This window comes from Amycolatopsis sp. NPDC034160, assembly GCF_055575355.1.
This window is the reverse complement of the sequence record NZ_JBVISU010000024.1, coordinates 51,893-65,542: the sequence shown is the minus strand read 5'-3', so window position 1 is coordinate 65,542 and position 13,650 is coordinate 51,893. Positions and strand designations below refer to the sequence as shown.

Below are 13,650 nucleotides of genomic sequence, written 5' to 3'. Positions count from 1 at the left end.
AAGTTGCCGAATAACAGATTCATTGGGGGCTAGGTGGATCCGACGAGAGTTGACATTCTCGCTCTCCCGGTCGTCGAAATCGAGCTGTCCCGGCTGTCTTCCGTTTGCTCGCCACGAACCTCGGGCGAGGATCCGGAGCACGTCGAGACGCTGTTGTCGGCAGAGTGGGAGCTTCCGCCCATTCTCGTGCACCAACCGACGATGCAGGTGGTCGATGGCCTGCACCGGTTGAAGGTGGCGCGGGTTCGGGGCGATACGAAGATCTTGGCGAGGTTCATCGAAGGCACCGAATCGGATGCCTTCGTCATGGCGGTCGAGGCGAACATCCGGCATGGGCTGCCGCTTTCGCTCGCCGACCGCAAACGTGCGGCCGTCCAGATCATCGGGACGCATCCGCAGTGGTCCGATCGGCGGGTGGCCTCGGCGACGGGGATCTCCGCCGGCACGGTGGCGGACCTGCGAAGACGTGGAGGAGAGAACGGGAACCAGGCGAGGATCGGGCGGGATGGGCGGATCCGTCCCGTCGACAGTTCGGAGCGGCGGAAACTCGCCGCCGAGCTCATCCGCAACGATCCTGGCCTTTCGCTCCGTCAGGTCGCCAAACAGGTCGGCATCTCCCCGGAGACGGTCCGCGACGTGCGGGGCAGGCTCGAACGTGGCGAGAGCCCGACCCCGGACGGGACCAGGAGATTGCGGACGAAGCCGCATCCGTTGAGTTTGACGGAGCCGGACCTCAGCCAGACCGTGGACCGTGAACGGCTCGCCATGCTGGAGCGCCTCAAGGCCGATCCCGCGCTGCGGTTGAGCGAAGTCGGCCGGATCCTGTTGCGCATGCTCACCATGCACTCCATCGACGGGCAGGAATGGGAGCGGATCGTGCGCGGTGTCCCGCCGCATCTGTACGGCGTCGTCGCCGGATTCGCGAGGGATCACGCCAGGGTTTGGGCGGGCTTCGCGGACCACCTGGAGAACCGGGCGACCGATCTGGCCGCGGGATGAGCGCTTGACCCACCCGGTGGCCGAACGACGCGCCGTTCGGCCACCGGCCGCTCCTGAGTCCACAGTGGACGAATAGGTCGGTGCCCAGTCCTCGCCGCTGGACATCGGCAAGGGGGCGGCTTAAGAAAGAGCGGTGACCCTCCAGAAGGCGCTCGTCGTCGGCACCGGACTGATCGGCACCTCGGCCGCGCTGGCCCTTCGCGAGAAGGGCGTGGCCGTCTACCTTTCCGACGTCGACCCGGATGCCGAACGGCTGGCGCGGGAGCTCGGCGCGGGCCTGGAGTGGACCGGTGAGGAAGTGGATCTGGCGGTGATCGCCGTACCGCCGCACCTGGTCGGGGAGCGGCTGGCCGCACTGCAGAAGCAAGGTGCCGCACGGGCGTACACCGACGTCGCCAGTGTCAAGGCCGAGCCGATCGCCGACGCGGAGCGGCTCGGCTGCGACCTGATCTCTTATGTGCCAGGGCATCCGCTCGCCGGCCGGGAGCGATCCGGTCCGGCGGCGGCCCGCGCCGAGCTGTTCTCCGGCCGCCCTTGGGCACTCTGCCCCGGCGCCGCGACCAGTGCGGACGCCTTACGGCTCACGCGGGAACTGGTGTCGTTGTGCGGCGCGAAGGCGGTCGTCGTCGGCGCGGGTGAGCACGACTCGGCGGTGGCGCTGGTGTCGCACGCCCCGCACGTGGTGGCATCCGCGGTGGCGGCGAGACTGGCATCCGCCGACGAGGTCGCGCTGGCCCTGGCCGGCCAGGGGCTGCGCGACGTGACCCGCATCGCCGCCGGAAATCCCTTGCTGTGGCGGATGATTCTCGCGCGCAACGCCGGGCCCGTCGCGGCGGTGCTCGACCGGATCGCGGCCGATCTGGCCTCGGCCGCTTCGGCGCTGCGGTCCGGCGACCTGGCTCAGGTGACGGATCTGCTGTGGCGTGGCGCGGACGGCCAAGGCCGGATTTCCGGCTAGGCCAGCGGGTTCCGCGGCGAAAAGCCTTGCCACCGCGTCCAAGTGCCGAAAGTGCGCGCTTGGACCCACTCGTGGACATCGACTCGATTAAGCACGATTGAGATCGCCGACTTGGCGTATGAGAGAGGTGACCGGATGGATGTGGTGTTGCGCTTCGGGGGGGTGGACAAGAGTGATGACGATCCCGATCCCTGGGTGACCAAGGTCAACAAGGGGACTGTGCGCCGCGTCCTCACCTACTTCCGCCCGCATATCGGCAAGGTGGCGCTTTTCGTGCTCGTCGCCGTGCTGGAGGCGCTGATCGTCGTCGCGACTCCGTTGCTGTTGAGGGAGCTCATCGACGAAGGCATCGTCAAGAACGATTCCGGGGTCGTGGTCCTGATGGCCTGCCTCACCGCCGGACTCGCCTTGGTGGCCGCGGTGCTGGCGCTGGTGTCCGGCTACATCTCCGGGAAGATCGGGGAGGGCATCACCTACGACCTCCGCGTGCAGGCGCTCGACCACGTCCGGCGGCTGCCGATCGCGTTCTTCACCCGCACCCAGACCGGGGTGCTGGTCGGCAGGCTGCACACGGAACTGATCATGGCGCAGCAGCACTTCACCGGTTTGCTCATGGCCGCCACCGGTGTGGTCATGGTCGTGGTGGTGCTGGCGGAGCTGATCTACCTTTCGTGGCTCGTCGCCATCATCACGCTGGTGCTGATCCCGCTCTTCCTCGTGCCCTGGATCCGGGTGGGGCGGGTGATCCAGCGGCGCAGTGTGGCGCTGATGGACGCGAACACCGGCCTCGGCGGACTTCTCCAGGAGCGGTTCAACGTCCAGGGGGCGATGCTTTCCAAGCTCTTCGGTCGCCCGGCCGAGGAGATGGCCGAGTACGAGGAGCGGTCCGGTCGGATCCGCGACATCGGGGTGAGCCTCTCCGTCTGGGGCCGCACGGCCTTCGTCATGATGGCGCTGATGGCCTCGCTCGCCACCGCGCTCGTCTACGGGATCGGCGGCGAGCTCGTGCTCGCCGGGGCGTTCCAGCTCGGCACGCTGGTCGCCATCGCCACCCTGCTCTCGCGGCTGTTCGGGCCGATCACCCAGCTGTCCGGGATGCAGGAACTCGCGCAGACCGTCGTGGTGAGCTTTTCCCGGGTCTTCGAGCTGCTTGATCTGAAGCCGCTGATCCAGGAGCGCCCCGACGCGGTCGAGCTCGAGAAGGACGTGGCGCCGGACGTCGAATTCGAGAACGTGAAGTTCCGCTATCCCACCGCGGACGAGGTTTCGCTGGCGTCGCTGGAGCACCTCAAGGGCGAGCGGGAACGCGGGGAAGTGGCGCCGGAGGTCCTTCGCGGCGTGAACTTCCACGTGCGGGCCGGGACCCTCACCGCGCTCGTCGGTCCGTCCGGCGCGGGGAAGAGCACCATCACCCACCTGGTCTCCCGGCTGTACGACCCGAATTCCGGGACCGTGCGCGTCGGCGGACACGATCTGCGGGACGTCAGCTTCTCATCGCTGCGGGAAACGGTCGGTGTGGTCAGCCAGGACGCCTACCTCTTCCACAACACGATCCGGGAGAACCTGCTCTACGCCCGTCCGACAGCCACCGAAGACGAGCTGATCGAGGCGTGCCGGGGGGCCCAGATCTGGGACCTGATCGAATCCCTCCCGCTCGGGTTGGACACCGTCACGGGTGACCGCGGCTACCGCATGTCGGGTGGGGAGAAGCAACGACTGGCCATCGCCAGGCTGCTGCTGAAGGCGCCCACGATCGTCGTCCTCGACGAAGCCACCGCTCACCTGGACTCCGAGTCGGAGGCGGCCGTCCAGCGGGCGCTCAAGACCGCCCTGCGCAACCGGACTTCACTGGTGATCGCCCACCGGTTGTCCACGATCCGCGAGGCCGACCAGATCCTCGTGATCGACGGCGGCGGGGTCCGGGAACGCGGCACGCACGACGAGCTGCTGGCCCAGGGCGGTCTCTACGCCGAGCTGTACCACACGCAGTTCGCCAACCCGGCAAACGACGCGCCCAAACCGGAAGTCGAAGAACCCGAGCTGGACGAGCCCGAGCCGGCGATCCAATACATGGGTTTCGGAGGATGACGATGAATTCCGCAGCGCGGACCACGCCGACGGTGCTGGACCTGTTCGCCTCGCACGTCGACCGGACGCCCGACGCGGTGGCCGTGGCCGACGGCGACCGGGTGCTGACGTATCGGCAGCTCGACGAGCGCGCGGCCCGGCTCGCCGGGCGGTTGATCAACCGGGGCATCCGCCCCGGCGACCGCGTCGCGGTCATGATGGACCGTTCGGCCGACCTGGTGGCGGCGTTGCTCGCCGTGTGGAAGGCGGGGGCGGCGTACGTGCCGGTGGACGCCGCCTACCCCGCTCCGCGGGTGGAATTCATGGTTTCGGATTCGGCGGCCGCGCTGATGGTGTGCTCGGCCGCGGCGCGTGCCGCCGTACCGTCGGGGATCGAGTCGCTCGTGGCGGACGCCGCCACGGACGGCGAGGTCCCCGGCGCGGCCGCGGCCGCGGTGGGCCCGGGAGAGCTGGCGTTCGTGATGTACACGTCCGGCTCGACGGGCACGCCGAAGGGGGTGGCGATCTCCCAGGGCAGTGTCGCGGAATTGGTGCGGGACCCCGGTTGGGTGATGGAGTCCGGCGAAGCGGTGCTCATGCATTCACCGCACGCCTTCGACGCGTCCCTGTTCGAGATCTGGACGCCGCTGGCGTCGGGCGCCCGGGTGGTGATCGCCGAGCCGGGTTCGGTGGATGCCCGGCGCCTGCGGGCCGCGGCCGCGGCCGGGGTGACGAGGGTGTACTTGACCGCGGGGAGTTTCCGCGCGGTGGCGGAGGAATCGCCGGAATCGTTCGCGGCGTTCCGTGAAGTGCTGACCGGTGGCGACGTGGTGCCCGTGCACGCGGTGGAGCGGGTGCGGGAAGCCTGTCCCCTGGCGCGGATCCGGCATATGTACGGTCCGACGGAAGCGACGATGTGCGCGACGTGGCTGGTGGTGGAGCCGGGTGACGAGCTGGGTCCGGTGCTGCCGATCGGACATCCGCTGGCGGGCCGCCGGGTCCAGGTGCTCGACGAGTCGCTGCGGCCCGTGGCGCTGGGCGTCGTCGGTGACCTGTACCTGTCCGGGAGTCTGGCGGAGGGCTACTTCGGCCGGGCGGGACTGACGGCGGAGCGGTTCGTGGCGGATCCCGCCGCACCGGGGCAGCGGATGTACTGGACGGGGGACCTCGCCCAATGGACCGCGGACGGTGAGCTGCTGTTCGCGGGCCGCGCCGACGACCAGGTGAAGGTTCGCGGGTTCCGGATCGAGCCCGGTGAGATCGAGGCCGCGCTGATCGCGCAGCCGGAGGTGCAAGACGCCTTCGTGGCGGCGATCGACGGACGGCTCGTCGGCTACGTGGTGGCCGACGGCGAGGTGGACACCCTTCTCGTTCGCGAGCGGCTCGGGGCGGTACTGCCGGCGTACCTGGTTCCGGTCGCCGTGCTCGCGCTGGACGCGTTTCCGCTGACCCGTAACGGAAAGGTGGACAGGGCGGCGCTGCCCGTGCCCGAGTTCGAAGCGAGCGCCACGAGCCGCGAACCCGCGACCGAGGAAGAGCGCGTCCTTTGTGGACTGTTCGCCGAGGTCCTGCGGCTGGACCGGGCCGGTGTCGACGACGGCTTCTTCGACTTGGGCGGCGATTCGATCTTCGCGATGCGCCTGGCGGCACGGGCGGCCAAGGCGGGATTGCTGGTGACCCCCGTCCAGATCTTCGAGGAGAAGACCCCCGCCCGGCTGGCGGCCGTGGCGCGCCCGGTACCGGCCGACAGGCCCGTCGACGGCCCCCTGATCGAGCTGACCGCGGCGGAGGAGGCGGAGCTGGCGATCGCCGCTCCCGCCGCCGACGAGATCTGGCCGCTGGCACCGTTGCAGGAAGGCCTGCTCTTCGAATCGATCCTCGACGACCAAGGGCCGGACATCTACCAGGTGCAGGTGATCCTGGAGCTGAACGGACCGCTGGACGAGGCCAGGCTGCGGGCCGCGTGGGAAGCGGTCGTCCGACGGCACGCCGAGCTTCGGCTGACCTTCCATCGAATCGAATCGGGCAAGACGGTGCAGGCCGTCCACGGGGACTTCATCCTGCCGTGGCGGGCGGTGGACCTGAGCGGGGCCGACGACGTCGACGCCGCCGTCGAGGCCTTGGCCGGACAGGAACAGGAGAAGCGGTTCGACCTCGCCGCCGCGCCGCTGGTCCGGCTGGTGCTGATCCGGACCGGGCAGGACCGGCACCGGCTGCTGTTCGTCATCCACCACATCCTGGTCGACGGCTGGTCGGTCGCGGTCATTCTCAACGAGGTGTCCGAGGCCTACGCGGCGGGCGGACAGCTGCCGGAACCGCGCGGCGGGGCCTCGTTCAAGGACTACCTGGCTTGGCTGGACCGGCAGGACAAGGACGCGGCACGCGCGGCCTGGCGGACGGAACTCTCCGGCCTCGACGAGCCCGCGCTGATCGCGACGGCGGCCGCCGCGACGGACTACGACTACCGGGCCACTCACCTGTCGACGGCGCTGCACACCAGGCTGCTGGAGTTCTCCCGCGAGCACGGGCTGACGCCGAGCACGGTGGTGCACGCCGCGTGGGCGATGGTGCTGGCGCGCCTGACGCGGCGGACCGACGTGGTGTTCGGCACCATGGTCGCGACCCGGCCCGCGGAACTCGAGGGTGTGGAGTCGATGCCGGGTCTGCTGATGAGCGCGGTGCCGGTCCGGGTGACCTTGGACGGCGGCCAAACGGCCGTGGACCTGCTCACCGAGCTGCACACCAGGCAGACGGCCCTCAAACCGCATCAGCATCTCGGGCTGCCGGAGATCCAGAAGGCGGCCGGATCCGGCGCGACCTTCGACACGCTGCTGGTGGTCGAGAACTACCCGCGGGAGTACGCCGCCCAATGGACGCATCGGCGCACGATCGAGGGCACCCACTATCCGTTGACCCTCGGCATCACGCCGGGGGACCGGTTCAGGATCCAGCTCGGCTACTGGCAGGGGCAGGTCCCGGAGATCGTCGCCGAGTCGCTGCTGGACTGGTTCGTCGGCGCGATCGACGCTCTGGTCGCCGACCCGGCGGGCCTGGTGGGACGGATCGGGGTCGGCACGGCTGAGACGCGCCGCTGGGAACCGCCGTTGGTGGCGGGCGAGCCGCTGCCGACGTTGGTGGGCCGGATCGCGGCGCGGCTGCCGGACAACGTGGCGGTGGTGGACAGCGAAGGCGAGCTGTCCTACGCGGAATTGTGGGAGCGGTCGCTGAAGTTCGCGGCCGTGCTGCGGGCACACGGTGTCGGGTCCGAATGCCGGGTCGGTCTCGTGGTCGGAAGATCGTCCTGGTGGACGGTGGGCATGGTGGGCGTGCTGCTGGCGGGCGGCACGTTCGTGCCGGTGGATCCGGCCTATCCGGACGAGCGCAAGGAATGGATCTTCCGGAGCGCGGATCCGATGCTGGTGGTGTGCGCCGGAACGACGCGGACCACGGTGCCCGCGGAGTTCGCGGACCGGCTGCTGGTGATCGACGAGGTGGAGCTGGCGGCTTCGACCGCGGAACTGCCGCGGGTGGATCCGCGTAGTGCCGCCTACGTGATTTACACGTCGGGGTCGACCGGAACCCCGAAGGGTGTCGTCGTCACCCATACCGGACTGGGGAATCTGGCGCTGGCGCATATCGACCGGTTCGGGGTGACGCCGTCGTCGCGCGTTCTGCAGTTCGCGGCGCTCGGCTTCGACACCATCGTGTCCGAGGTCATGATGGCGTTATTGTCGGGGGCGACGCTGGTCGTGCCGCCGGAGGAGGATCTGCCGCCGAGGGCGTCGTTCACCGACGTGCTGGAGAAATGGCGCATCACGCAGGTGAAGGCGCCGCCGTCGGTACTGGGCACGGCCGAGACCTTGCCGGAAACGGTGGAGACGGTGGTGGCGGCCGGAGAACTCTGCCCGCCGGGGCTGGTGGACCGGTTGTCCGCGGACCGGCGGATGATCAACGCCTACGGGCCGACCGAGACCACGATCTGCGCGACGATGAGCATGCCGTTGTCACCCGGTCAGCACCCGATCCCGTTCGGCGGGCCGGTTCCCGGGGTGCGCGGCTATCTGCTGGACTCGTTCCTGCGTCCGTTGCCGCCCGGGGTCACCGGTGAGCTGTATCTGTCCGGGATCGGGGTGGCCCGCGGCTATCTGGGCCGCCCGGGGCTGACCGCCGAGCGGTTCGTCGCCGACCCGTTCGTCCCCGGTGAGCGGATGTACCGGACCGGGGATCTGGCGTACTGGACCGACCAGGGTGAGCTGGTGTCCGCCGGACGCGCCGACGACCAGGTCAAGATCCGTGGCTTCCGGGTCGAACCGCGCGAGATCGAGTTCGCCTTGTCCGGCTACCCGCGGGTGACCCAGGCCGCGGTGACCGTCCGCGACGATCGCCTGGTCGCCTACGTGACCCCGGGCGACATCGACACGCAGGCGGTCCGGACGCAGCTCGCGTCCCGCATGCCGCAGTACATGGTGCCCGCGGCGGTGGTGGCGCTGGACGCCCTGCCGCTGACGGCGCACGGCAAGATCGATCGGCGCGCGCTGCCCGATCCCGATTTCACCACCGGGCCGCCTGCCAGGGAGCCCGCCACCGAGACCGAGCGGGCGCTGTGCGAGTTGTTCGCCGGCGTGCTCGGCCTGGAGCGGGTCGGGGTGGACGACAGTTTCTTCGAGCTGGGCGGGGATTCCATCCTCTCGATGCAGTTGGCGGCACGGGCGCGGCGGTCCGGGCTGACGTTCACCGCGGCGGATGTCTTCGACGGCAAGACTCCTGAGCGGATCGCGCGGCTGGCGGAGGAGTCGGCGCCGCCGGAGCACGCTCGTGCGACGGCGCCCGACGGTGTCGGCGAGGTCGCGTGGACGCCGGTGATGCGGATGCTGGGTGACGGCGTCACGGGACCGGGGTTCGCGCAGTGGACGACGGTCGGCGCGCCCCCGGAGCTGACGGAGCAGGCGTTGGCGGCGGGGTTCGCGGCCGTGGTGGACACACACGACATGTTGCGGGCGCGGATCGTCGACGACGAGAACGGCCGGCGTTTGGTGGTCGGTGCGCGTGGTTCGCTGGACGTGGCGCGCTCGGTCACCCGCGTCGGCGTCGACGGCCGCTCACCGGACGAGGTCGCGGAGGAAGCGGCCCGGGCGGCCGTGAGCCGGTTGGCTCCGTCGGCGGGTGTGATGGCGCAGGTGGTGTGGGTGGACGCCGGACCGGATCGGGTCGGCCGCCTGGTGGTCGTGGCGCATCACCTGTCGGTCGACGGGGTGTCCTGGCGGGTTCTGCTAGCGGATCTGCAGCTGGCCTGCGAGGCCGTGGCGGCGGGACGGAAGCCGGCGCTGGAGCCGGTCGGGCTGTCGTTCAAACAGTGGGCGAGCCGGCTGCGGGAGTGGGCGGTCTCCGCGGAACGGGTCGCCGAACTGCCCGCGTGGAAGGCGATTCTCGGTTCGGGGGAGCCGACCACGAGCCAGGCCGCGGAAGGCGCGGTGCGTTCCCGCTCGTGGGTGGTGCCGAAGGCGCAGGCCTCGACGTTGGTGGGCCGGGCTCCCGTGGTGTTCCACTGCGGGGTGCACGAGGTGCTGCTCGCCGGGCTGGCGGGAGCGGTGGCGCGCTGGCGCGGCGAGGACGCGGTGCTGGTGGAGGTGGAAAGCCACGGCCGTCATCCGGTCGACGGCGCGGATCTGTCCCGGACGGTCGGCTGGTTCACCAGCGCGCATCCGGTCCGGCTGGAGGTCGCGGGCACCGATCTGGCGGACGCGCTCGCCGGGGGGCCGTCGGCAGGGCGGCTGCTGAAGGTGGTCAAGGAGCAGTCGCGGGCCGTGCCCGGCGACGGGCTCGGCTACGGCTTGCTGCGTCATCTCAACGACGCGACGGGACCGGTGCTGGCGGAATCGCCGTCGCCGCGGATCGGGTTCAACTACATGGGCAGGTCCGCCACCGGTGAGCGCGGCGATGTGCGGGCGTGGCAGCCGGTCGGCGACATCGGCGGTTCGCTGGAACCCGGGATGGGCCTGCCGCACGCGATCGAGGTCAACGCGTTCGTCCAGGATCTGCCCGGCGGTCCCCAACTGACGTTCCTGCTGGAATGGCAGGACGGCCTGCTCGACGAGGCCGAGGTCGAACGGCTGGGCAAGGGCCTGCTGGACATGCTGTCCGGGTTGGCCCGGCAGGCGGACGATCCCGCCGCGGGCGGGCACACCGTGTCCGACTTCGCCCTCGTCGACCTGGACCAGGGCGAGATCGAGGCCCTCGAAGCGGAATACGCGGACGCCGGCGGAGTCGCCGACCTGCTCCCGCTATCGCCGTTGCAGCACGGGCTGGCCTTCCACGCGGGCTACGCCGGCGGAGTCGACGTCTACACCGCGCAGGCGGTGCTGGAGCTGACCGGTCCGCTGGATCTCGGGCTGCTGCGGAAGTCGGTGCGCGGGCTGCTGGATCGGCATCCGAATCTCCGCGCCGGTTTCCGGCACGCCGCCGACGGGACCGCCTACCAGGTGATCCCCGGTGTCGTGGAAATACCGGTGACCCTGGTCGACGTGACCGGGTCGGCGGATCCGGTGGCCGAGGCGGCGGCGGTGGCCGCGGCCGACCGGGCGAAGCCGTTCGAACTGGCCGAGCCGCCACTGCTGCGGATCACGGTGATCGCGCTGGGCGAGGACAGCCACAAACTGGTGCTGACCAACCATCACATCCTGCTCGACGGCTGGTCGACGCCACTGCTGTTGGACGAGCTGTTCACGCTTTACCGCGACGCGGCGGTTCCGGCCGCGCTGGCGCCGGTCACCCCGTACCGGGATTACCTGGCCTGGGTGAAGGAAAGCGATCAGGAGGCGTCGACCGCCGCCTGGCGTGACGCCTTGGCGGGCTTGCCCGAGCCGACCCTGGTCGCGGAGGACCGGCCGGTACCGGTCCAGCTGCCAGGGCAGCTGTGGGCGGCACTGGACGAGACGTTCGCCGAGTCCTTGGCGGCGCGGGCCCGCGAGTGCGGGGCCACGGTCAGCACGATGCTGCAGGCGGTGTGGGGCATGGTGCTGGCGGCACTCACCGGACGCGACGACGTGGTGTTCGGGTCGGTGGTGTCCGGGCGACCGGCCGAGCTGCCCGGTATCGAGACCATGGTCGGCCTGTTCATCAACACCGTCCCGGTCCGGGTCCGGATGCGGCCGCGGCACACCTTCGCCGAGCTGGTGCGGCGGATGCAGGACGAGCAGGTCGCGTTGCTGGCGCATCACCACGTCGGGCTCGCCGACATCCAGCAGGCCGCCGGGCTGGGCCGGTTGTTCGACACCCTCGTCGTCTACGAGAACTACCCCAGGCCCGCCGAGACCGCCGACGCGGAACCGGATCGGTTGCGGGTGGGGGAGTTGACCGCGGCCGATGCCACCCACTTCCCGCTGGCGCTGGCGGTCGTGCCCGGCACCGACCTACGGCTGCGGCTGGAGCACCAGCCCGCGTTGTTCACCACCGAGCAGGCCACCGCCGTGCTGGACCGGTTCATCCACGTGCTGGAAGCCGTGGTCGCCGATCCGCGGCTGCCGCTGTCGGCGGTGCCGATCCTCACCGAGGCCGAACGGCGACAGCTGCGAGCGCGTAACGAGACCGCGGTGGAGGTGCCGGACCGCACGCTGCCGGAGTTGTTCGCCGCGCAGGTCACCGCCACCCCGGAGGCGACCGCGGTGACCTTCGAGGAGCGGTCGCTGTCCTACGCCGAACTCGACGCCCGCGCCGATCGGCTCGCGCACCGGCTCATCGAGCGGGGTGTCGGACCCGAAGACCTGGTCGCGGTGATGCTGCCCCGGTCGCTGGAACTGGTCATCGCGTTGCTGGCGGTCACCAAGACCGGCGGCGCCTGGCTGCCGATCGATCCGGTCTATCCGGCCGACCGCGTCACCTACATGCTCGACGACGCCGAACCGGCACTGGTGATCACCACCGCGGCCCTTTCGGCGACGCCGGCCGGTGCGGTACTGGCCACCCGGCCGACGACGATGGTGATCGACGATCCCGGCGCCGTCGGCGAACCGGCCGGGGCGGACCGGGCACCGGTCACCGACGCCGACCGCGTTCGACCGCTGGATCCGGGCAACCCGGCCTATCTCATCTACACCTCGGGTTCCACCGGCCGGCCCAAAGCCGTCGTCGTCACCCATCGGAACCTGGCGAACTACCTGTTCCATTGTGGACAGAAGTATCCCGGTCTGCGGGGACGATCGCTGATGCATTCGTCGATCGCCTTCGATTTGACGGTGACCGCGGTGCTCACTCCGCTCACCGTGGGCGGCACGGTCCAGGTCGGCGCGCTGGAAGACCTGATCGGCACGGTGGAAAGCGCCCCGTCGGTGTTCCTCAAGGCAACGCCGAGTCATTTGAAGACCTTGGACACCGGTAGCCGGGAGATCACCGTGCCGGGTGACCTCCTGCTCGGCGGCGAACAGCTGCCCGTCGACACGATCGCCCAGTGGCGCCGGGCTTACCCGCATACCGTGGTGGTCAACGAATACGGGCCGACCGAAACGACGGTCGGGTGTGTCGAATACCGGCTCGAACCAGGTCAGGCGGCGCCGTCCGGCGAGGTGGTGCCGATCGGCACCCCCATGACGAACGCGCGGGCGTTCGTCCTGGATCCGTGGCTGCGGCCGGTGCCGCCGGGCGCGGTCGGCGAACTGTACGTGGCCGGCGCGGGAGTGGCACGGGGTTACCTCGGCCGGTCGGGGTTGACCGCGACGCGGTTCGTCGCCGATCCGTCCGGTTCCGGTGAGCGGATGTACCGGACCGGGGACCTGGTGCGGTGGAATCCGGACGGGGAGCTGGTGTTCGCCGGCCGGGTCGACGACCAGGTGAAGATCCGGGGATACCGGATCGAGCCGGGAGAGATCGAAGCGGCACTGGTCGCGCAGGATTCCGTCGGCCAGGCGGTGGTCGTGGCCCGCGAAGGTGTCTCCGGCAAACGGCTGATCGGGTACGTGACGGCCGCCGGGGAGACCGAAGTGGACGAAGCCGCGGTGCTCGCGGGTGTCGCGGCCCGGTTGCCGCAGTACATGGTCCCGGTGGCGGTGGTGGTGCTCGAAGCGCTGCCGTTGACGGCGAACGGGAAGGTCGACCGGGACGCGCTGCCGGATCCCGACTTCAACGGCCGCGCTTCGGGCCGGGAGCCGGTCACGGAGGCGGAGCGGTTGCTGTGCGCGCTCTTCGCCGAGGTGCTCGGCCTGGAGCGAGCCGGCGCGGACGACAGTTTCTTCGAACTGGGTGGGGATTCGATCCTTTCGATGCAACTGGCGGCGCGGGCCCACCGCGAGGGAATGGCCTTCGGCGCGCGCGAGGTGTTCGAGCAGCGGACGCCCGCGGCGATCGCGGCTATCGTCGAGCGAGCGGCGAGTGTTCCCGTCGCGGCGGAATTCGCCGCGTCCGATGTCGCCCTTCTGGAACTGAATCAGGACGAGATCGACGAATTCGAAGCCGAATTCGAAAGCGGCCGTTGACGCTAGTGGTGAGTGGTGGGCCGGGTTGGTCGTGAGTGGCGATTCGGGTTCTAACCCGAATCGCCACTCACGACCCGCCCAGCCCATAGCGCGGCTGGACATGTTGTCCGGTAAGGCCGGGCAGGGGGATGATCCTGCTGCGGGGGATATTCCGCATACGAC

General features: G+C 70.2%; 4 protein-coding genes. All 4 read left to right on the top strand.

The window, feature by feature from the left end:
• Positions 1 to 33 precede the first annotated feature (33 nt).
• The 4 genes from ACZ54P_RS34005 to ACZ54P_RS33990 all read left to right on the top strand — a co-directional run bounded on the left by ACZ54P_RS34005 (position 34) and on the right by ACZ54P_RS33990 (position 13,488).
• Entirely contained in the window at positions 34 to 999 is a 966-nt protein-coding gene (locus ACZ54P_RS34005; RefSeq protein WP_465465706.1) for a ParB/RepB/Spo0J family partition protein, read from the top strand.
• A 133-nt stretch (positions 1,000 to 1,132) separates the two neighbouring features.
• The gene (locus ACZ54P_RS34000; protein ID WP_465465705.1) at positions 1,133 to 1,957 is read left to right on the top strand and encodes a prephenate dehydrogenase; all 825 of its coding nucleotides are present in this window, start codon (positions 1,133 to 1,135) and stop codon (positions 1,955 to 1,957) included.
• A 135-nt stretch (positions 1,958 to 2,092) separates the two neighbouring features.
• Complete coding sequence (locus tag ACZ54P_RS33995) at positions 2,093 to 4,045, top strand: ABC transporter ATP-binding protein (protein ID WP_465465704.1); 1,953 nt, start codon at positions 2,093 to 2,095, stop codon at positions 4,043 to 4,045.
• 2 nt (positions 4,046 to 4,047) lie between these two features.
• The gene (locus ACZ54P_RS33990; protein ID WP_465465703.1) at positions 4,048 to 13,488 is read left to right on the top strand and encodes an amino acid adenylation domain-containing protein; all 9,441 of its coding nucleotides are present in this window, start codon (positions 4,048 to 4,050) and stop codon (positions 13,486 to 13,488) included.
• Positions 13,489 to 13,650: the final 162 nt, after the last annotated feature.